General features: G+C 32.7%; 20 protein-coding genes. 14 read left to right on the top strand and 6 right to left on the bottom strand.

Annotated elements, in window-relative coordinates; genetic code table 11:
• Positions 1-15 precede the first annotated feature (15 nt).
• The 4 genes from msrB to M2372_RS24265 all read left to right on the top strand — a co-directional run bounded on the left by msrB (position 16) and on the right by M2372_RS24265 (position 2,853).
• Positions 16-531 carry a peptide-methionine (R)-S-oxide reductase MsrB gene (gene msrB / locus M2372_RS24280; protein WP_123321658.1) on the top strand — a complete coding sequence of 172 codons (516 nt, stop codon included), beginning with the start codon at positions 16-18 and terminating at the stop codon, positions 529-531.
• Positions 532-650: 119 nt separating this feature from the next.
• Complete coding sequence (locus tag M2372_RS24275; RefSeq protein WP_123321657.1) at positions 651-1,220, top strand: fasciclin domain-containing protein; 570 nt, start codon at positions 651-653, stop codon at positions 1,218-1,220.
• Between the two features lie 77 nt (positions 1,221-1,297).
• Positions 1,298-2,011, top strand: a complete 714-nt coding sequence (locus M2372_RS24270) for a ferritin-like domain-containing protein (protein ID WP_123321656.1) — start codon at positions 1,298-1,300, stop codon at positions 2,009-2,011.
• A 26-nt stretch (positions 2,012-2,037) separates the two neighbouring features.
• The gene (locus tag M2372_RS24265; protein ID WP_123321655.1) at positions 2,038-2,853 is read left to right on the top strand and encodes a ferritin-like domain-containing protein; all 816 of its coding nucleotides are present in this window, start codon (positions 2,038-2,040) and stop codon (positions 2,851-2,853) included.
• 70 nt (positions 2,854-2,923) lie between these two features.
• On the opposite strand, the gene M2372_RS24260 is transcribed toward M2372_RS24265, so the two are convergent.
• Both M2372_RS24260 and M2372_RS24255 read right to left on the bottom strand, forming a co-directional pair.
• Complete coding sequence (locus M2372_RS24260) at positions 2,924-3,346, bottom strand: GNAT family N-acetyltransferase (RefSeq protein WP_123321654.1); 423 nt, start codon at positions 3,344-3,346, stop codon at positions 2,924-2,926.
• 59 nt (positions 3,347-3,405) lie between these two features.
• Positions 3,406-3,984 carry a Crp/Fnr family transcriptional regulator gene (locus tag M2372_RS24255; RefSeq protein WP_123321653.1) on the bottom strand — a complete coding sequence of 193 codons (579 nt, stop codon included), beginning with the start codon at positions 3,982-3,984 and terminating at the stop codon, positions 3,406-3,408.
• A 323-nt stretch (positions 3,985-4,307) separates the two neighbouring features.
• Between M2372_RS24255 and M2372_RS24250 the strand changes: the two genes are divergently transcribed.
• From M2372_RS24250 to M2372_RS24230, 5 genes are all read left to right on the top strand, one after another.
• Positions 4,308-5,801 (top strand): BspA family leucine-rich repeat surface protein, encoded by a 1,494-nt coding sequence (locus M2372_RS24250; protein ID WP_123321652.1) that lies wholly within the window; start codon positions 4,308-4,310, stop codon positions 5,799-5,801.
• Between the two features lie 236 nt (positions 5,802-6,037).
• Positions 6,038-8,095 carry a leucine-rich repeat domain-containing protein gene (locus tag M2372_RS24245; protein ID WP_123321651.1) on the top strand — a complete coding sequence of 686 codons (2,058 nt, stop codon included), beginning with the start codon at positions 6,038-6,040 and terminating at the stop codon, positions 8,093-8,095.
• Between the two features lie 236 nt (positions 8,096-8,331).
• Positions 8,332-9,117 carry a hypothetical protein gene (locus tag M2372_RS24240; RefSeq protein ID WP_228455809.1) on the top strand — a complete coding sequence of 262 codons (786 nt, stop codon included), beginning with the start codon at positions 8,332-8,334 and terminating at the stop codon, positions 9,115-9,117.
• Positions 9,118-9,215: 98 nt separating this feature from the next.
• Positions 9,216-10,235 carry a phosphotransferase gene (locus M2372_RS24235; RefSeq protein ID WP_123321650.1) on the top strand — a complete coding sequence of 340 codons (1,020 nt, stop codon included), beginning with the start codon at positions 9,216-9,218 and terminating at the stop codon, positions 10,233-10,235.
• Positions 10,236-10,445: 210 nt separating this feature from the next.
• Positions 10,446-11,021, top strand: a complete 576-nt coding sequence (locus M2372_RS24230) for a 3'-5' exonuclease (protein ID WP_123321649.1) — start codon at positions 10,446-10,448, stop codon at positions 11,019-11,021.
• 888 nt (positions 11,022-11,909) lie between these two features.
• Here the strand turns inward: M2372_RS24230 and M2372_RS24225 are convergent.
• Positions 11,910-12,503 (bottom strand): hypothetical protein, encoded by a 594-nt coding sequence (locus tag M2372_RS24225; RefSeq protein WP_123321648.1) that lies wholly within the window; start codon positions 12,501-12,503, stop codon positions 11,910-11,912.
• Positions 12,500-13,045, bottom strand: a complete 546-nt coding sequence (locus M2372_RS24220) for a hypothetical protein (protein WP_123321647.1) — start codon at positions 13,043-13,045, stop codon at positions 12,500-12,502. Before M2372_RS24220 ends, M2372_RS24225 begins: the two co-directional genes overlap by 4 nt.
• 155 nt (positions 13,046-13,200) lie before the next feature.
• Between M2372_RS24220 and M2372_RS24215 the strand changes: the two genes are divergently transcribed.
• Positions 13,201-13,596, top strand: a complete 396-nt coding sequence (locus M2372_RS24215) for a VOC family protein (protein ID WP_123321646.1) — start codon at positions 13,201-13,203, stop codon at positions 13,594-13,596.
• Between the two features lie 429 nt (positions 13,597-14,025).
• Here M2372_RS24215 and M2372_RS24210 read toward each other — a convergent pair whose 3' ends face one another.
• Entirely contained in the window at positions 14,026-14,808 is a 783-nt protein-coding gene (locus M2372_RS24210) for a YdcF family protein (protein ID WP_123321645.1), read from the bottom strand.
• Between the two features lie 149 nt (positions 14,809-14,957).
• Between M2372_RS24210 and M2372_RS24205 the strand changes: the two genes are divergently transcribed.
• Both M2372_RS24205 and M2372_RS24200 read left to right on the top strand, forming a co-directional pair.
• A complete protein-coding gene (locus M2372_RS24205) occupies positions 14,958-15,770 on the top strand; it encodes a helix-turn-helix domain-containing protein (RefSeq protein ID WP_123321700.1) in 813 nt (270 codons plus the stop codon).
• Between the two features lie 66 nt (positions 15,771-15,836).
• Positions 15,837-16,310: a DUF6265 family protein gene (locus M2372_RS24200; RefSeq protein WP_123321644.1), complete on the top strand. Its 474-nt coding sequence runs from the start codon at positions 15,837-15,839 to the stop codon at positions 16,308-16,310.
• A 1,003-nt stretch (positions 16,311-17,313) separates the two neighbouring features.
• Here the strand turns inward: M2372_RS24200 and M2372_RS24195 are convergent.
• Positions 17,314-17,544 (bottom strand): SymE family type I addiction module toxin, encoded by a 231-nt coding sequence (locus M2372_RS24195; protein WP_164466519.1) that lies wholly within the window; start codon positions 17,542-17,544, stop codon positions 17,314-17,316.
• Positions 17,545-17,692: 148 nt separating this feature from the next.
• Between M2372_RS24195 and M2372_RS24190 the strand changes: the two genes are divergently transcribed.
• Together M2372_RS24190 and M2372_RS24185 are read left to right on the top strand one after the other, a co-directional pair.
• Positions 17,693-18,118, top strand: a complete 426-nt coding sequence (locus M2372_RS24190) for a helix-turn-helix transcriptional regulator (RefSeq protein ID WP_123321642.1) — start codon at positions 17,693-17,695, stop codon at positions 18,116-18,118.
• A gap of 93 nt (positions 18,119-18,211) precedes the next feature.
• The gene (locus M2372_RS24185; RefSeq protein WP_123321641.1) at positions 18,212-21,868 is read left to right on the top strand and encodes an SIR2 family protein; all 3,657 of its coding nucleotides are present in this window, start codon (positions 18,212-18,214) and stop codon (positions 21,866-21,868) included.
• The last annotated feature ends 90 nt before the right edge of the window (positions 21,869-21,958 follow it).

The following is a 21,958-nucleotide window of genomic DNA, read 5'->3' as shown; positions in this document are numbered from 1 at the left end:
TAAAAAATATTAAATATGAAGAGCTTAATATCAAAAACAGTATTGATCTGTTGTATTGCCCTATCAACAGAAACCTATAAGGCACAGGCAGATCATTTTAAAATCAAAAATCCTTATTACTCCCATACCGCCGTAAACCTGTTGAAAGTAAGTAATTCTGAATGGAAAAAGATTTTAAAACCCGAACTCTATGAGGTTGCCAGAGAAGGAGCTACAGAAACGGCATTTACAGGAAAATATTATGAGCTTGATGAAAAGGGAACTTATTATTGTGCCGTATGTGGAAATCCATTGTTTCTTTCCACTTCAAAGTTTGCGACCACTTGTGGCTGGCCTTCATTTTATCAGCCTATTCGTAAAAACAGTGTTATCTACAGAAAAGATACTTCTTACCATATGATTCGAACAGAAGTTCTGTGTGGAAGATGTGGTTCTCATTTGGGACATATCTTCGAGGATGGCCCAAAACCGACAGGAAAACGATTCTGCATGAACTCAATCTGTCTTGATTTTATTCCTATAAAAAAATAACACACTAATTTACAGTAAGTTAAATAAAATTTCATTTTTTTTCAATCTAAAATAAAACCAACCTCGTAAATGACATTAAAAGCACAAATTAACTATAATTAATTTAAAAAAATATTACAATGAACACACGAACAAAAATCACAGTTTTAGCAATGATAGCTTTATCATTTGCTTTCAGTGGAAAGGTAACTGCACAAATGACGAAAGAAAAAACAGTAATGGTAGGAGGAGCGCCGATGTACCCTTCCAAAAACATTATTGAAAATGCCGTAAATTCTAAAGATCATAAAACTTTAGTTGCAGCGGTAAAAGCTGCAGGATTGGTAGAAACACTTGAAGGAAAAGGGCCTTTTACTGTATTGGCTCCTACTGATGCAGCATTTGCAAAACTTCCGAAAGGAACAGTAGAAACTCTTGTAAAGCCTGAAAATAAGGCAATGCTTACAAGTATATTGACATATCATGTGTTACCAGGAAGATACAACGCTAAAGAAATCTGGGCTGCTGTAAAAGCAGGAAACGGCAAAAGCATGATGAAAACAGTACAGGGCGAAGAACTTACTTTCTGGACAAAAGGAAAAGATCTTTATATAAAAGATGCGAAAGGAAACAATGCCAAAGTGACCATTGCAGATGTAAATCAGTCTAATGGGGTTATTCATGTTATAGATACGGTTTTGATGCCGTAAAAATGTAGAATCTAAACAGCATATTAGTGTGCTGTTTTTTCTTTTTACCATTATCAAACACTTCAAAAATTAATATTATGAAAAAAACGATTCATGTTTCTAATCAAGGGGTAACTCTGGATACAGGCAGAAGAAACTTTTTAAAACTGAGTGGTGTAGGTCTGGCACTTGCAGGGCTCACTATGATTGGCTGTAATGATGATGATGATTTTCAAATGATGGATAACAGCCCGGTTTTTGATTTAGGAGCCGGAGATGTAGGCGTATTAAATTATGCTTATGCTCTTGAGCAGCTTGAGGCTGACTTTTATACCAAAGTGGTGAATAACTTTTACACTGGGATTTCCAGTATTGAAAAAGAGATTTTCACAGATCTTTACCATCATGAGGTAATCCATAGGGATTTTTTTAAAGCAGCTATCACTGGTGTCACTCAAAACGTACTTCCGAAACTTGATTTTCAATATCCCAATGTAAATTTTAATGACAGGAATTCTGTACTGGCAACTGCAAAAGCACTGGAAGATACTGGCGTGGCAGCCTATAATGGTGCCGGGAAATATATTACCAATGCGGCTTATCTTGTTATTGCAGGAAAAATAGTTTCCGTAGAAGCCAGACATGCCTCTGCTATCAGAAACCTTATCAATCCGGGATCTGCTGACTTTTCAGGGGATGATGTGATAGATGCTAATGGTCTTGATCTTGCTAAAGAGCCGAAGGATATCGTAGCCGCAGCAGGAGGATTTATCAAAAACCGCTTTACATGGAAAGAAAGAGGTATTAATTAAATTATTCATCTTCAAAAACTTGTATTATGAACATTCTTAGACTATTAGACAAGCTTTCTAATGATAAATTTTTCACAACGGAAGCTTCCCGGTTAGAAACCATTACAAATCTATCCCTATTTGGAAAAAAAGCAGCTGTAGCAGCTGTTCCCTTTGGACTTGGTGCACTAATGACTACTCCTGCAAAAGCAGAAACAACCCATACAGCAATGACAGGGACCGCCCTTAAAAGTACTTTAACAGATGCTTTACAACTCGCTTTGGTTCTTGAATACCTGGAAAATGAATATTATGCTTTAGGGCTTTCCACAGCAGGTCTGATTCCGAACTCTGACAGACCGGTTTTTATGCAGATTTCCAAACATGAATCAGCTCATGTTACCTTTTTGAAGAGTACGCTTACTTCTTTGGGAACAACTCCGGGTGCAAAACCAACCTTTGATTTTACAGCAAGTGGAAACTTTTCCCCTTTTACCGATTACAACCAATTTCTCATTCTGGCACAGGCTTTTGAGGATACAGGAGTAAGAGCCTATAAAGGGCAGGCTGGAAATGTTATGTCAAATAAGGCTGTCCTTCAGGCTGCATTACAGATTCATTCTGTGGAAGCCAGGCATGCCTCACAGGTAAGAAGAATGAGAGCCAATAAAGGCTGGATTGAGCTTGCCAATGGAGGAAATATGCCTTCAGCAACTGATCCTGTATATGCAGGAGAAGATAATGTAAATCAGGCAGGATACAATACGGGAACTCTATTTGGAGCCCCTGCCGGATCTGCAGCCTATGATGAAATTTTGAGTGGAAGTGATGCGCAGGCTATTGCATCATTATTTATTGTATAGTAATACGCAGAAAAACAAAGTATTTGTATCATAAAAAGCATCCAATCGGATGCTTTTTAGCTATATAAAGTTATAATCCCATGTGTAAAATAGGATATTCTTTACCCTGACTATCTAATTCGGACCTTTCCAGCACCTGGAATCCTATATGTTGATAGAAACCAACAGCCTGTTCATTTTGTTCATTGACATCTACTTTGGTCACTTTTAAATGATCAATTCCGTACTGAATCAGTTTTTTACCAATTCCTTTCCCTCGGTAATCGTTATGAATGAACAGCATTTCAAGATTTCCATTAGCAATTCCCATAAACCCGGTTAAAGTACCACCTTCTTCAAAACCTAGCAAGGTAACATGTTCAAAATAGCCGGGAATTTCTTTTTTATAATAATTAAAATCCTCTTCTTTCAGAAAATCGTGGGTATTGAGTACGGAACTTTTCCATATTTTCATTAACTGAGGATAATCAGTCTTGCTTATTTCTCTAATCATAATTGTAAATTTTGAGTAGCAAAAATCGTATTTTCTATATTTGAAACACTGAACCTGGGTTAAAAAATCCGTTTCCGTATTCTGCTGAGCGCCTGAGGGGTAATTCCCAGATACGATGCAATATCCTTTAATGGAATAGAATTGAAAGTATTGCCATATTCTGCCATCATTTGTAAATAATACTGTTCCGGAGAGAATTTAATCAGGTTGATATTCCGGATTAAAAGTCTGTTCAGCAATCTGGCAGTCAGATCATCAAAAACTTCTTTCAACCCAGGAATTGCTTCGTATAGTTTGACTGCCTGATCCTGATCTATTCTGTACATTTCACAGTCTGCTAGGGCCTGGACATTAAAAGTTGACTTTTCCTGTAGGGTAAAGGAGATATTGGATAAAGAGAATGAACCTTCCTTGCAAAACCAGAAAGTCTGCTCTTCCCCTTTATGATTTAAAGTCCAGCAACGGGCTATTCCACTGAAAATGAAATAACTGTATTTCTCCAATTCGCCTTCTTTGATAAGGAATGTGTTCTTTTTAACCAAAATTCTTTCAAAATATTGGTCAAATCGTTTAGAATCAGCTGAATTGAATGTATTGACATCTACATTAAATTCCTTGAATAATTTTTCTAACAGCATAATCTATAATACAGAAATAAGAATAGGAGAGTACAATATACATTTTATCAGGGATATCTTAAACTTGGACGAAACTGTATGAAAATTGACATTTTTTTTGTTTAATTATAACAACAATATTTAAAACCCACACTATGCTGATTATCAATTAAATAAAATGTATTTTTTTATTAAAAAAGTAAAAAAAAATGTATTATAAAATTTAATACGACAAGTTCTGTCGCTATGAATCTATATCTTTGTATTAGAGATAAGATCAAGAACCCCGGGAAGTCATCATCTTATTAAATCAAACTATTAACCTAAAATTATTATTTTAAATTATGTTCAAAAAACAACTAGTAATCATTTTTCTTTTTCTATTTTTCATTTCTTATGCACAGAATGAATTTATTACGGTGTGGAAACCTAATATCACTGGTACCATCGATAATGCAATCTCTTTTGGCGGGACAGGAACCAACTACACGATTAGCTGGGAAGAAGTAGGATATCCTCAGCATAATGGAATTCTTTCTGTAACCTCTAATACCAGTACTTTTACGACTATTTCTTTTGGTACTTCTTTACATACCAATCCAATCCAGGCAACCTACAAAGTGAAAGTATCCAACGGTAATGGATTATTTTATGGATTTAAAGGCAGTGCTTATATGAATACCACCGGAAATCCGGAACTCTTTGAAGTGAGTCAATGGGGAGATATACTTTGGCTTCAGCAATTTACTCAGGGCTTTGCATATTGTCAGAATCTTAACGTAACGGCTACAGATACACCTAATTTAAGCCAAATAAACAATGTATCACAAATGTTCTCTAATTGTCCTTCTCTGATTGGAAATGATTCATTTTCTAACTGGAACACAAGCACCATTACGAATATGAATGGTATGTTTAACAAGGCCAAATTGTTTAACCAGAATATTGGAACCTGGAATACAGCGAAAGTAACCGATTTTCGGGATATGTTTTCTTCAGCTTCAGCTTTTAATCAAAATATTTCTGCCTGGAATACCTCGTCCGGAACCAATTTCATTTCAATGTTCCAGGATGCGGTAGCGTTCAACCAGCCATTAAATTCATGGAATACAAGCAATGCGACGAATTTCCGTTATATGTTCTCTAATGCTAAATCCTTTAATCAGCCTCTTAATAATTGGAACACCAGTAAAGTAGTAAATTTTGACCAGATGTTTACCGATGCTTCGTCATTTAATCAGCCTATTGGAAACTGGGATGTTAGTAAAGTTGGAGGTGCTTATGGTTTTATGATGTTTAATGGTGCTACGCTTTTTAATCAGGATATTTCTGCCTGGAATATCAGCTTTCAAAATGTTCCTTCAGCCTATGTATATTTCGGATTTAATAATTCTGGTTTATCATGTATTAATTATAATAAATTTCTAATTGCTCTCAGCAATAATCCTACATTATCAAACTTAGGATCCGCAATTGGAGTTATAGAAGCAGCAGGATTAACTTATTCTACACCACAAGCCATTATGGCAAGAGCTCAATTGGTAAACAAAGGTTTTAATATTAATGGAGATGCTTATAATGCCAGCTGCAATTCAACCTTAGCAACTGCTGAAACAGTAAAACAAGCTAAGACCCCAGCTTATCCAAATCCAACAACAGGAGTGATCACTGTGGAGTCTGCAGCTAACGAAAATGTTTATTTATATGACATCACAGGTAAGCTCATTAAAAATATGACTTTAAGTAAAGGAAGTAACCGTGTCGACCTAACAGAATATCCATCAGGAAATTATCTACTAAAAGGCAATACAGTTTTCACTAAAATAGTTAAGAAATAGACTATTTTCTTTTACGATAAGTTTGTCCAATACCTAATTTTATAGATTAAGCCCCAGAATCATAGATTTTGGGGCTTAATTGTTATGATAGGTTTTCTTTATCAAATTCACTTATCTGATACTCGGTTTAATATGTTGAAAATTCTTTAACTCTTTTCAATAAGAACTTGTTATTATTATATATTTAATTATTTTTAACAAAACTATAAAAACCAACGTTAGCTTTAATTAAAAAAATGAGTGATATTACTACTATTGTCAGTCAATTAGAGAATGCTCTCAATATCAAATTAGAAAAATCGGAGAGAAATACTGAGATGAGTGGAAACTCTCATTCTTCTGGTATGAATAAATTATGTCTTTCAAACCTGCATTTTGAAAATTTCTCAGTTCTCGAACCTATCTTTGAAACACTTAAATACCTGACATTAATAGAATGTTCGATTGATGACATACAGGATTTACACAAAATAAAACTATATTCTCTTACCCTGAATAAATGTACAGTTCCCAGTGAAGGAACTTTTAATCCTGAAGCAGCAAAGGTTGAGGAAACACGTTATAATTTTCAATTCTTGAACCTGGAAAATATGACTGTTCCGCATCCCGGATTTTTCTTACCTATTTCTAACCATCTTGAATACGTTAAGTTTATTAACTGTACCGTCCACAATATAAGTGAATTAAATCTTTTTCCAGATTTATATTATCTCACCATTGATAATTCCAACATTATTGAACAGGAAAATGATATTCAGTATCATGGAAAAATAGATAAAAGAGGGACTGTGATACATTTTAAAAATATGTACATAAAGGATTTTGATCCCTTTCTGCCCATTTCTAACAGCTTAGATTCTATAAAGTTAAACAATTGCGAAGTAGAAAGTTTAAAAAATATTCACCAATTTTCCTCTCTGGAAAGGCTCTATGTACATCCTCCTTTACAAGTTAATGACCTCAGTATACCGGATTATGATGGGAAACAATTTGAATTAGAATTTGTGATGATAGCACCAGAACATATGATGGATTATTGGGCGAATAAAAATTGGATAACCCCTGATTTTAATACAGAAATGCTGGTATCAATCGCTCCATTTGTACGAGACCTTTTGGTAAATGGTTATCATCTTATGAATACCCATATTTTAAAGGACTTTCCGATATTAGATCATTTAGATTTTAATAAATGTTCAATAGATCTGAAAGATTATGTGTTAGTAGCTCCAAAAATTCAAGAGGTTAACTTTAGCAGCACAAAAGTTAAAAATCAGAAAGCATTCAAATATTTTACGAAACTGGAAGAAATCACATTATCAGCCGATTACAACGAACCAAAATATATACATCTTAAAAAACTTCTGCCACTGAAAGGGCATTTAAAAAAAATTAATATTTATGAAAAAGAGATCATCCTAAACCTGGATCAGTTGAAGCATTTTAATGCGTTGGAAAAGCTTTGGATTGATGTAGATTCTATTGAGCTCGCACAGGACATCCTTTCTATTGAATCCCTCAAAGATCTGTATCTGAATATTTTTGGACTAAAGCAGAAAATTAAAAGACCAATAATACTGGACTTACAGCAATTAAAAAATGTGGAAAAATTGCACCTCGATTCAAATGATGATATCTATTTTAAAGGAATAAGCCATCTGAAATCTTTAAAAATGCTTGAGTTGGATAATGATGGTGATCTGCAAGAATTGACCACTTTACCTTTACTTGAGAAATTGGTAGTAAAAGAAGAAATTATCAATAAATTCCCTAAACTGGAGCAAGTAAAGATATTGGACTTGCATGTTCCAGAAAATTACGAAGTATCTTCACTGGAAAAATTTCCAAACCTTGAAAAGCTTGAACTCAATCTATGGTCTAATCAAAAAATAGCCATTAACGGATTAGAAAAGTTAAAAACTATTGTATTTGATTATATTAATTTTGACGACATTGTTTCTTTTGAAAATCTGCCAAGTCTTGAAGAATTAGATCTTACTGAGTGTGGTGTTTCTGATTTCTCCAAATTGAAAAATCTTACCAGTTTAAAAAAACTTAATCTGGAAAATAATGGCATTAAAAGTCTCGAAGGTATAGAAAATCTTAAGAATCTGGAACAATTAGCATTCTATCTAGGTGACATTTCGAACCTCAGACCCCTTAATAAACTACCCAAACTTCGGGAAGTTTTCATTCAGGATTATCATAAGGAAAAAGAGAATATTATAGCCCAGCTTGATAAACCCGAAATACTAATTAGGAATGATGATACTTTTGAAATAAGTATTGATTAGAAATACAAAACCAAAAGTGGGATAATCCGGATGATAGAGTGGTGTAAGCAGGACCAATACGCGTTAGATGGAAACAGCAGTAATCTGAGTGGAGCAGAGAAACAATTGCTTCTTAAAGAGATACAGAATAAAAATAGGAGGGAACCACTTATACCATAATAGAAAGTTTTATAAAACTGTAAAAATTATTTATATTCGTTAATAAATAAATGATCCTACTGGAACAACATAAAACCATGAAAAGAGTAGTCATATTTCTTGCCTTTACTTTTGCGTTACAATCCTGTAAAAATGAAAAGCAAAAATCAGTAGAAACCCAAAGTACAGAAGTTCAAAAAGAACAACAGAATAACATTACTGTAGATCATTCCTCTCAAAATACTGAAGGAAAGAAAAATCCAAATGACTTTATACCAAAAGGATATGTCATCAACAAATATGAAGGCGGAATTTCTGCTGAAGGCTGGAACGAAATAAAAGGAGATCTGAACAAAGACGGGTTAGAAGACATCGTACTCATCATCAAAGGCACAGACAAAAGTAGAGTTATAAAGGATGAAAACCGTGGTGAATTAGACCGAAACCGAAGAGGGATTATTGTACTCTTGAATAAAGGTAATTACTATGAGTTAGCCTCCAAAAACTACAATTGCTTTTCATCTGAAAATGAGGATGGTGGTGTATATTTTGCCCCTGAACTGAGTGTAAGCATAGAAAAAGGAAACCTGCATATCGATTATGGGCATGGCAGATATGGGAGTTGGGGGTACACTTTTAGGTATCAGAATGGAGATATGGAACTCATTGGCTATGATTCATATTCAAGCAGAGGTCCGGTACCTCAATATGAAGTGAGTATTAATTTTCTGACAAAAAAGAAACTTACAAAAGACAACTTAAATAAAGAGGATGATGGAGATCATTATGAAGTCAAGTACAAAGATACCTGGGAACCTATCAAGGTTGAACAGCTTATCAAATTATCTGAAATAAAGGATTTTGACGAGCTGGAGTTTAATTAATAAAATAAATCAATAATAATATTAATAGGAGAGTACACTATATATTTTATAGTGAATATCTTTGGTTGATCCATTATTTAATAACGAACTAAGAATTAATGACAGAGAGATTTCCTACCATAAACAGTACACTTTCACCAAATGAACTTGGTAAATTTATTCAACAGAAGTATGCACTAACCGATAAAACACAATGCAGCATATTTCGACTTGCTATGAATCATTTATACATTGTTCATGATGACGAAAACAAATACGTTTTTAGAGTTTACACCCATAACTGGCGCACTAAATTAGAAATCGAAGAAGAATTAAGGCTTTTAATTCTTCTAAAGGATGAAGACCGACAAGTTGCTTTTCCAATAGCTGATAAATCAGGCCAATTCATTCAAGAGATTGAAGCACCTGAAGGTATTAGGTTTGGCGTTTTGTTTTCGTACGCAAAAGGTATAAAAACAGCAATTTTTTCAGGACAGACAAGCTTTCTGATTGGTCAGGCACTAGCAAAAGTCCATCAATCAACAGAAAATCTCGAACTGATGAGAATATCTTACAATGCTCACAACCTGCTTGATAACCCTGTTGCAAGAACAAAAGAATTCTATAGTAAAAATACTAATGAAATCGAATTTTTAGAAACCCTTTCTGCTTTCTTAACGCTAAAAATGGAAAATATTGACAAACAGAAAATGAGGTATGGAACTGTTCATCTTGATGTTTGGTTTGATAATTTGCATATTGACAATGAAAAAGAAATAACATTTTTTGACTTTGATTTTTGTGGTAATGGCTATTTATGCTTTGACATTTCTTATTTTCTATTTCAGTTATTTACAACCAATCTGAACGAAGAAGAATATCAGGCAAAAGCAGATAGCTTTATAAAAGGTTACGAGACTGTAACTGAAATTAGTAATGAAGAAAAAAAGTTTTTACCTTATGCATGTTTAGCAATTATGACCTATTATATAAGTGTTCAGTGCGACAGATTTGATTATTGGACAAATATCTTCCTGAATGAAGATCATTTAAAAAGAATGGTCAGGAACTTAAAACGATGGACTGATTACAATAAAATTGAGATTAATAGTAAACAAAAAGAAAGGAATAATTCGTAAGGCATTTAATGAAACATAAGAATGGCTTTCAACAGCAACAGCAAAACCTAAATTAAAATAGATAGATTTAGTTTTCACACAACTCTTAATTTTTTTTTGATTATAAAATGAATCAACAATAAATCTCAGAAAACGATAATATATGCCAATAGATTGCGCAGTGAGAATATACCTTTGAGAAATTGTTAATAAATACTACACAACATTTATATGAAATTTTCAAGTGATTTAGTCATTTATGATTTAGAAGGGAGCTGTAAAACTTTTGGAAAAAATGAAATAAATGAAACGAATATAATAGAAATAGGGGCTGTAAAATTAGACAAGAAGACTTTTGAAATAAAAAGTGAATTTTCAATTTTAATAAAACCAAAACATTTTCCAATTCTACCTGAAATTACGGAGATTACAAACATTACCAATGAAATGGTTGAAAATGAAAAGTATTTTGATGAAGCCATTCTCCAGTTTTTAGATTGGTACGGAGAAAAAAATAAATCAACGTTAGCCGGTTGGGGCTTGTACTATGATTTACCACTTTTGCGGAAAGAATTTACAGAATTTGGATTAGATTATAATCAATATTTTGTTGGTGGAGGTTTTGATATCAGAGCATTAGGGGTTTATTGGCTGGCCAAAAAAAACATCTCTACATCCGGAATTTCATTAGAAAGAGTTTTAGAAAAAATGAATATAAAAGAAGATTTTAAATTTCATAGAGCATTAGACGATGCTAAGGCAACAGCTTTAATATTACAACAAATTCTTAATGGGAAATCTATATAAACTATTATTGCTTGAAAAATTCGATGAGATAACTTCGAGAATAAAATAGCAAAGATCGGACATGGGTTATAGTTGTGTAATATCAAAGAAATGGTGTTCAAGATGAGAAGATTTTAAATCCTGAAATATATACAATTTAACATAATATAAATTATAGGAAAAATATAATATTACGGAAAAGAGTATTGCTATCTCTTTTATAAGGGTCTCCAGCACATAATTCAGAGATTCCTCAAACTGAACCTGACTATCAGATATTATACCATCCCTGTCATTCTCATGATGCCAATATCTCTCTACAAATTCTTAAGTTGAAATAATAAAATTCTGGCCGTTTGTCAGCAAATATATATTTTCCTATAAATCATTCATTCTTATCTTAGCTCAATTATTTTTATAATGCCTACAGTTCTGAATAATCCGCTTACATAATTTTTAAATTCCGTAGAATTGATTCCTGAGGATTTATTCAAATATTCTTTACGGATATCACTGTATCAGACAAGCACATTTCAAATTGTGAAAATGACTTTGATAATAAATATTTTAAAAGCTCATCACCAAGCCCAGAATTTCTGTCACCATTGTCTCTGATGTCAATGATAAGACACTGAATACCTTTAGCTTTTAACTCTGAAAACATTTGCTGTAAAAACGTACTGCTTTTCTCTTTTAGAACCTCAATATATTATATTTTAGCAACTTACAAAGAATAGACAATAAATCCACCCATTATATTATGTTAAATTGATTACCCGTTAAGGTTCTTAAAAATTATCATTTTCTGTAATGGTTTAAAAAGCATTTTTTAACCTAAAAAAAAGATAAGTACCTAATTATCAATTCAATTACTTTCATCTTCCAGCATCTGGTCCAGTTAAAAACCCTCTATTTCCCAAGCTTCTCTTCCAAATAACCCTTAACAACTTCCCGGAACTCATCTTTCGTCATAAACTGATCCAGAAAATCATCAAGATTGCCTTTATTGTCAAGCTCACCAAAATAAACTTCATGATCAGTACTGTAAACCGTTGGATTCGATTGGTCAGGATCTTCCGTACAGATAAAATAATGATCCGGATATCCATAGGAATACAATATGCAAAGAAATTCAGGTTTAGAAATCCCTACAACACCTTGTACATAGTCTTCATCAATCAAATCATCGAATTCTTCCTGATCTTCCGAGCCTTCCTTAAAAGGTATAAACATCCAATCTTTCACAAAATATTGTCCATACGCTGAATCATGAGCTGAAAAATAATGTGCCAGCAGGTTCTCGTAGAACTTCTCCTGCTGATTCTGATACAGTTCCTTATTCGCTTCATAAAACTGGTCAATTCCATAAACATCCCAATCTTTATCATACAAATAGTGAGTAAACTTTATCTGTTTCCAATTCTCTGCAAAGCTTTTATCAATATCTACAGCCTCTGCGTTTCCACCTAAAGCTTTGATTTTATTGATTATAGTATCATTCATTTTTTATTTTTTACATGGTTATTAAGTCCGTTATTCCATAATATATCTACTATTTCTTCCTGACTGTATTCAAAGTAATTTCCATCTTTATCTTTATGAGCCTGAAAAAATTTAATATGATAATCTTTGAAATTAAGTTTTAAAAAATCAGGATAATAATCACTTCCAAAGCATATATAATTGTAAAACATTCCTTTAAAAGACTGATCATCCGGATCGGGAATTTCAAAAGTATTCATTCTTCTTACAATTTCGGTCAATTCATCCTTTGTTATATCCTCTACAATTTGAGGATCAGGTAGACCTATATCAAAAGAAAGATGCTCTGCTCCATCACCTTCCCACCATTCCCAAAGATTAAACTGAGACATTTCTTTACCAGTCATTGCCTGAAGCTTGTCTTCCAGCTTTTTATATTCACTATTGTTTTCATCGCCATGTTCCTCACACCAGTCTGCATAATCTAAAACCAATTTTAAAACTTCCGGATACCGTTTTTCAGCAGTTTCAAAATCCGGTTCTATTTCATTTCTTAATTCCATTATTTCTTTTACCTTCAAATATATTATGTTAAATCAACCAACAATAAACCTCTCTCCTGTTACTTTTTCTCAATAAAAATACAAAATCTTGCCACATGACAATCTTTATCTTTTTAAAAGGAGTTAATTTTACTCTAACCAAAAAATAGAATTGTATGAAACCTAAAATGATCTGGGCCAATCTGGCAGTTGCCGATCTGGAACGCACCCAAAAGTTTTATGAAGCCATGGGATGTACCCCAAACAATCCACATACATCTAATGAATTAGTAAGCTTCTTTTTCGGAGAAAATAATTTCGTCATCCACTTCTTTCTGAAAAACATCCTCGAAGCCAATGTAAAAGGTGTCCCATTTGGTGATTCCCAAACCTCCAATGAAATTATATTTACCCTTTCAGCAGAAACCAATGAGCAGGTAGACCAATGGGCTGAAGAAGTTAAAAAAGCTGGCGGAACTATTGTTTCTGAGCCTGAAAGTTTTGGGAACAATTATTATGGTTTTGTCTTTGCAGACCCTGATGGCCATAAATTTAATGTCTTCAAAATGTAAAAACTCAAAAATTTTAGCCTAAAATGAAATTTGCCCATAAATCACCTGTAATTTCAGTCAGATAGCATAGGTACTGGATTAGAAACAGGGCATATTTGGGCTTCCTATTGCATTGCTATATTTTAGGGTTTTTTGTGAGATTTTGCGGGAATTTTTAAAGAAAATACTGTCTTTATGATTTAATATTTTTTAACGCAAAGTTTTATGATGCTTCTTAGATATTTCTAAGGAGGCAAAGATGAAATCAATCAAATTGATTCCTACTAAGCGAACGCATATCCATACAGCTTCTTCAACGACAAAGTCGCTCCTTTTGCTCACTTAAAATAAAACAGTTCAATAAATTTTCTTTGCGTTAAAAAAAATTGGGACTATATTTCTTCAGATTATTACATAGCCTAAATTAATTCCTTATCCTTTAAAAGAATATTATTTATTCACCCCCAAGCTGTTATATAACTGCACCTGCCAGATCCCCACAACCTCTTTCAGCATAACAAAGGTAAATGCTGCATTATAACTGTTAGGAAATACAGTGATCTCAGTATTTATAAAATCTGATGCCTGCGGAACAGGTTTTAATCCAAAAGTCTGAAACAAAGCAAGAGATCTTGTCATGTGAAAACCAGAAGTGACCAGATATAGATTGGAAATTCCCATCTTTTTCAATATCTCGCTGGAAAATTTTGCATTCTGATAGGTATTCATGCTTTGATCTTCCTTAATAATATCAGAATCCGGAACGCCCATTTTTTTAAAATTCTCACTGAATAATTCTGCTTCGCTGGTATGCCCTCTTCCCTTTCCGGAAATTAGTATTTTACAGGGCTGGTTATTTTTTTGATATTCATGATACAACTGATAAGCGGATACCATTCTGGAATAAGACATGGTATGCAGTTTCTCAGTATGGTCAATATCTACAACTCCGCCGCCCAACACTACAATAATGGGATTCTGTACAGTTGCAGCCTTCATTTCAGGAGTATGGAGGTAACTTTTCTGTAGATATCCGGAAATTAATTTGCCCAGAAACCCATTTCCTATAAAGATAATCATCAATACGGTTGTTATAAGAATTCCAATTCTCCATTTTTTACTCTTATTCTTCCTTCTCAGCAAAGCAATAATGACTACCGCAAGAAATACTAAAAAATAAGGTTCTGTAAAAAGCTGTAAAACACGGAATAAAAGGTCTAATAAAAATTTCATTGATGATAGTATTGATAAATGCTCAGAAAACATTGAGTTTTCAAAGGTAAGGTTATTTCATGACTAGTCCTTTTCTCACTGCATTTCAATGGTTTATTGAAAGTCATTTTATTTTTAATAATTTTAGCAGAACAGAATTATTAAGTACAATGGATTATCAAACATTCCAGCCCCATCCGGAACTGGCTTCAATTATCAAATGTTACTGGACGCTGGACAGTCCCAAAGAAGACATTCCCCAAACCCAAACCATTGTTCCTGATGGCTGCATGGAAATGATCTTCCATTATGGAGATCTGTATAAACAGTATATTGATGGAGAAGCCGTTGTACAGCCAAGATACTGCGTTTTCGGACAGCTTACTGAACCTTTAAGAATTGAGTCTACAGGCATTACCGGAATATTTTCGGTTCGTTTTCACCATGACGGCTTTCTGCCTTTTGCAACGATTCCTATTAAACAAATGGATGATAAAGCCGTTCCATTAGATGATCTGTTTGGAACAGCCGGAACTGAATTGGGAGAAAAGGTATTCCAATCCAACACCATACAGGAAAAAATAGACCTTGTAGAATCCTTTCTGCGTGAAAGGCTGAATACCGAAACTATTGATAGAATTGTACAATCTACCATCGATATTCTTTTGCAGGTTAACGGACAAATATCCGTCAATGAACTTTCCCAGCAAACCAATATCAACCGCAGACAATTGGAACGCAGGTTCTCTTCAGCGATTGGTATGAGTCCCAAACAGCTTTCAAAAACCATAAGGCTGCAATCAATACTGAAGCATCTTCTCCATAAAGAATATGTGAATCTTACCACTCTAGCTTACGATGCAGAATATTATGACCAGGCCCATTTTATCAAAGATTTTAAAGAATTTACAGGACTTACTCCAAAGGAATTTTATGGTGATAATCTGCAAATGACCTCTCTTTTTTATGGAAAAGATTCCTGATGTCGCATTTTTACAATTTTGAGACTTTGCTTATCCAGAACTTTGCTGGAATAAAATAATAAGGCAATGAAAATAAAATTAATCATCATCCTAATCGGCAGCCTGCTTATAGGCAGTTGGACTCAAAAACAAGGCGGGATCAAAAAACTGGAATGGCTGCTTGGTACCTGGGAAACCAAAACGCCCAAAGGAAGCCTTTATGAAACCTGGACTCAGAAAAGCAGTACAGAACTTCAGGGAAAAAGTTATTATCTGAAAAATAAAGACACCCTTTTATTCGAGTCTGTCCGATTGATAGAAAAAGATAAAAAGCTGCATTATATTGTTTCTGTAAAAGGTCAGCATGATGAACAGCCTGTCGATTTTATTTCAACTCCTGACTCAAATCCCACCTCACTGATGTTTGAAAACAGGCAGAATGACTTTCCCCAAACAATTACCTATAAAAAAATCCGTAAAGATTCTTTATTTGCTGAGATCTCAGGTCTTATGAATGGGAAAATGGCCAAACAGGCATTCCCGATGAAGAAGGTGAAATAGGTTTATTTCTGTACCATAAAATGATGTTACTATTTTTTGAACCATTAAAAACAGAGTAAGTTGTTAAGATAATTAAGGAAAATATCTGAGGATATTTGTAAAGTAAGCTCATTAAATATTTAGCTTAAATAAAGGGTTTCGGCGGCCTCCGGCCGCCGAAACTATATCCATCCACCTTCATCAGGCAAGTTCACTTGCCCACCCTTAACTCCCTAAAAATATCCATCCATTATCTTAAGCTTTGCGTTAAAAAAGCTCACGCAGATCAAGCAGATATCGCAGATTATAATCCCCAATCATCTGCATAATCTCCGAAATCTGCGAGAGATCTCAAAAGCCTTCGAATCACTAGCCATACCTTCATCTGGCAAGTTCACTTGCCCATCCTTAGCTTCTTAAAAGTATCCATCCACTATCATAAAGCTTTGCGTTAAAAAAGCTCACGCAGATCAAGCAGATATCGCAGATTCTAATCCCCAATCATCTGCTTAATCTCTGAAATCTGCGAGAGATCTAAATAACCTTCGAATCACTATCCACACCTTCATCAGGCAAGTTCACGTACCCATTCTTAGCTTCCTAAAAGTATCCATCCACTATCATAAAGCTTTGCGTTAAAAAAGCTCACGCAGATCAAGCAGATATTGCAGATTCTAATCCCCAATCATCTGCTTAATCTCCGAAATCTGCGAGAGATCTAAATAACCTTCGAATCACTATCCACACCTTCATCAGGCAAGTTCACTTGCCCACTCTTAGCTCCCTAAAAATATAACAGCTACCTCTATAAAACTTTGCGTCTAAAAAACTCTCCCATAGATCACACAGATTACGCAGATTTTTTTTGCCACGAATGCACTAATAAAAAAGATTTCGTTCATTTTAAAGCCTATACAATGATATCTTATAAAGTTTATAAAAAAGGGGTCTTTATTTACCATAACGAAATATCCTATTCGTGCATTAGTGGCAAATAATATTTTTAGTAGATAAAATGTTTTGCTTACACTTCTTCATAGTTCATCTCCTTTTCTAAAGTAATCTGATTTCTCCGAACCGTCACCACCACATGATCTCCCGGTTCAAAACCGCACTCCAGCAACCACTTCCCTGCCAGCCGGATTTCCGGGAAGAAAACCAGTCTTCTATAGGCTCTTTCAAATGATTTATGCGAAACCGTAAGGTTACGAATGGAGACAATCTTATATTTGCCTCGAATAATTACTTTTCTCATATCGTTGTTTTTCAACAAAGCAAGAAATATCATGACAGCTATACCAGTTAAAAATGAATATTTTAGGCCGTAGAATGGATATTTTAGAAGATAATTTATTTTGAACAGGGGCTTTATTTTTACCTTTTAAAGCTTTATATTTGTTATTATGATTGACACAGATATGCAAAATAAAAAAATACATCAGGGTAGAAATATAAAACGTTTCCGTGAAATGCTGGGCATCAAGCAGGAAGCCTTAGCTTTTGAATTAGGAGACGACTGGAACCAGAAGAAAGTCTCTCTTTTAGAACAAAAAGAAACCGTAGAATCTGATATTCTGGCGCAGGTAGCAAAGATTTTGAAAGTTCCAGCGGAGGCGATTGAGAATTTTGATGAGGAATCAGCTATCAATATTATAGCAAACACTTTCAATAATCACGATCATTCTTCACCACAATTTGCTACTGTAATTAATAATTCGCCAAATTTTCATCCCCTTGATAAGATGGTTGAGCTTTATGAGCGTATGCTACAACAGCAGAAAGAGATGATTGAGAAGTTGGAAAAGTTAATTGAAAGAAAAGTTACATAAGTTAGTTATTAATACAAAAAGCTTCACATATTTTATTGTACAATTTTTTTCATTTTAATTCAGAAAATATAATATAACAAATACTAAAAAGGTATGATAGACAATTTACCTTCTGATATTCAGTCATATTTTGATGAGATAGCTGAACGTTTATGGACTGGACATGCATCTATTATGGTTGGTGCCGGTTTTAGTAAAAATGCAATTAATACAATAAACCCTTTAAAACAGCCACCTGGTTGGTGGGAGTTAGGAGATACTTTTTATGAAAAAATTCATGGTAATAAGCCTTCAAATGATGTAAAATACGCAAGTTTATTAAAATTAGCAGAAGAGTATGAAGCTGCATTCGGTAGATCTGCTTTAGAACATTTCATCGCAAAAATAATTGCTGATAGTGAATATGAACCATCTGATTTACATAAAATACTAATGGAATTACCATGGACTGATGTACTAACCACCAATTATGATACGCTTCTTGAACGAAGCTGTAAAGATGTCATATCAAGAAGATATGATATTGTTGTTAATAAAAATGATTTAGCTCATTCAAATAAGCCCAGAATAATTAAATTACATGGAAGTTTACCTTCTGAAAGACCTTTTATAATAACAGAAGAAGATTATCGAAGCTATCCAAGAAAATTTGCTCCTTTTGTAAATACAGTCCAGCAATCACTTCTAGAAAACACTTTATGTCTAATTGGTTTTTCTGGTGATGATCCAAATTTTCTACAATGGATAGGATGGATTAATGATAATATTGGAAAAGACAATGCTTCAAAAATTTATTTAATAGGCATTTTAAATCTATCAGAATCACAAAAAAAACTTTTAAATAATAAAAATATAATTTCAGTTGATTTATCTGGATATAAAGATTTAAAAGGAAATCACCAAAAAGGATTAAAAGTATTTATTAATTATTTAGCTTGCCAAAAATATAAACGTGAAAATTTAAATTGGCCACTGCAATCTGATTTGAAGACTCCAAATTCAACTGACAAAATAGATTTTATCACGTTGATTCAAGAATGGAGAAACTGTAGAAAAAAATATCCAAACTGGTTAATATTACCTCAAACACAAAGAGAAAAATTATGGATGTTTACAGAATTGCATAGTAAAAACACTGGTGTATTTGACAATCTAAAAAAATTTGATGATTTAGAATATATTTATGAATTAAACTGGAGATTAGAAAAATGTCTGTTCCCTATATGGAATAATATGTCATCTTATTTTCAAAAAATTTTAGATAGATACAATTTTTTCCCTGAAAATATATCAGAAAATAGAGAGATCAATATTCTAAATACAAAACTAAATCATGCTGATCGAGATAAATATAAAAATTTCTGGATACAACTATCACTATCATTACTAAGATTTTATCGAGAAGAAAATTTTGTTGAAAAATGGGAAACAACCTATAGATTACTTAATTCTATTAAACAACATTTATCTTCTGATCAATTATCGCTTTTTTATTATGAACAAATTCTTGAAGCGATTTTTAAACTAAAACTTAATGAAGCTAAAAAAATATTAGATGAGTGGCCTCAGAATAACATTTCTGTATTTTGGAATATAAAAAGAGCTATGCTATTATCCGAATTTGGCCAATCCAAAGAAGCTGTAAAACTATTAGAAGCAAATCTACTTGAGATAAGAAGAAAACTCAATTTATCACCAATAGAAGATGATTACACATGGGTTTCATTGGAGTCTTATGTTATGTATCAACTTAAATTTTTACAAGGAAATATTCAACTTGAAGAAAATGAAGTTAATTCAAAAGCCAAAAGCGAAGATTACAATGAGCGTTGGAATGATTTACGACAATATAATTGTGATCCCTGGGGAGAGCAAAAGTATTTTGACCTAATGTTGCAAAAACCATATTATCCAGAAAATAGTACTTCTATTAATAGCAATTTTGAAATAGGCCAAGCTACTCGTTCGTATACTTTTGGAACAACATCTGAAGATTTCATAATCGCATATACTTTTCTCCGTTTTATTGAAGAATTGGCTATCCCATTAAGTTTATCTCGTTTAAACTTTAGTGATAAAACAATTAATGGTGTTTTAAAAAGAATTAAGCTTATATCTCCACAATGGGGAATTGCTATATTAAACAGAAGTAGAGATGAAAAAGTTGTAGATACGGTTTTTGATCGTGTACAAATGCTTAAATTTTCGTCTTCAATTATAGATGCATATACGAATGAATGCATCAGGCGTTTTCATGAGTTACTACCAGAGGAAGAGTCAAATCCAATAGCTCGAGCATTCATTCGTAAAGTACCTTATTTACTATCAAGACTTTGTACAAAATGTAATGATTCAATAAAATTAGATATATATAAACTCTGCTATAAATTATATACACAAGAGCTTGATCTACCTAAAACAGATAATTTAATTAAGAATTTAATTAATTCTAGTAGTAAAGACCTTTTGAATAAAGCTATAGGAATTTTATTAGAGTTCCCTTTATTAAACTCTGAATCAGTAATATCATATACATTAATAGAACCATTCAATTTTATTAAAACATCTAATATTTCATCAACTAAAGTAAAATTAAAAAAAGAAGTTTTTAATTTTTTAATTGAAAATACTAAAAAAGAAAAATGTAGGAAAGATGCAATAAAACGGTTAATATTTTTATACAATTCTGAACAATTAAATAAGGTACAATCTCAAAAGTTATTTAATACAATTTGGAGTGAAACAGATGAACTATCTGGTTTTCCTAAAAATACAACATTTTATAATTTTGCTTTTATAAATTTTCTACAACCAAAAGGTATTGATGCTGAAATTATATATAAAAAATATATTAATGAAAATAATTTTAATGTCCAAGGACTTCAAACAAAAGCAGGAATTGGAATCTCTAAAGGAGAAGATAGATATTTTGAAGAACTAATTTATGGATCTCGAACAATTAATAAAAATAGTGGTGTAATTTGGTCTATCGAAGAATTAGAAAAAATTCTTTCCAAATGTGAAATATGGTGGAAATTTGACAAATATTATATTCTCGACGAGAAATATAAAGAAGAAGGATTTGGCACCAGTATTCAAGCAGAATTTACATCCCGATTTGATAATCTGATTAATATTATTTCTAGAGTTTTAGGATTCTATAGAAATGATCTGAGTGAAGATATGCTTCATAGGATAAAAAAAATATCTTATGATCTAGAAAAGAGTAACATGTCAGTTTTAACGCTAAAGATTGTATTTGGTTTTTTTAATACTTATGAAGAATATTTCGTAGAACTTCAAAAAGGATTACTTTCAAACAATAGAAAAACTTTATTAGATGCTTTAAACTCCGTAATATTGGCTATTCATAGTAGTTCATATGCAAGTGATACTATTTTCATAAATCGTTTATTAGATATTTTATTAGTCCCTTTACAATGGAGAATGTTAGATCTAATGGGGGATATTTTTGATGTTTTTAATGATTATATTAATCATACTACAATAGTTTCGGATTCTGTTAAAAAAGAATTATATGATTCTTTACAGTATATTTTAGACCTTTCAATTGATGATAAAATAAATATTGATGACTTTTTATTATTGAAGCAAAAATCAATTGTGTTAGCGAGTAGTATATATAAAAAAAAACTTGAGAATAACGTTACTATACCTCCAATAATATCTGCTTGGAAAGATGTTTCTGAAAATAAAGAAGAATTTGCAGATATTAGGAATAAATGGTAATTAAATAAACTTATTTTCTCCTTTCAATGGTTTGTTGAAAGGAGATTTTTTTATCTGCTTAACTTTTTCTATAAAAGAATTTCTTAAAAA

This window comes from Chryseobacterium sp. BIGb0232 (assembly GCF_024810195.1).
Classification (GTDB): Bacteria; Bacteroidota; Bacteroidia; order Flavobacteriales; family Weeksellaceae; genus Chryseobacterium; species Chryseobacterium pennae.
This window is presented reverse-complemented; position numbering and strand designations above follow the sequence as displayed.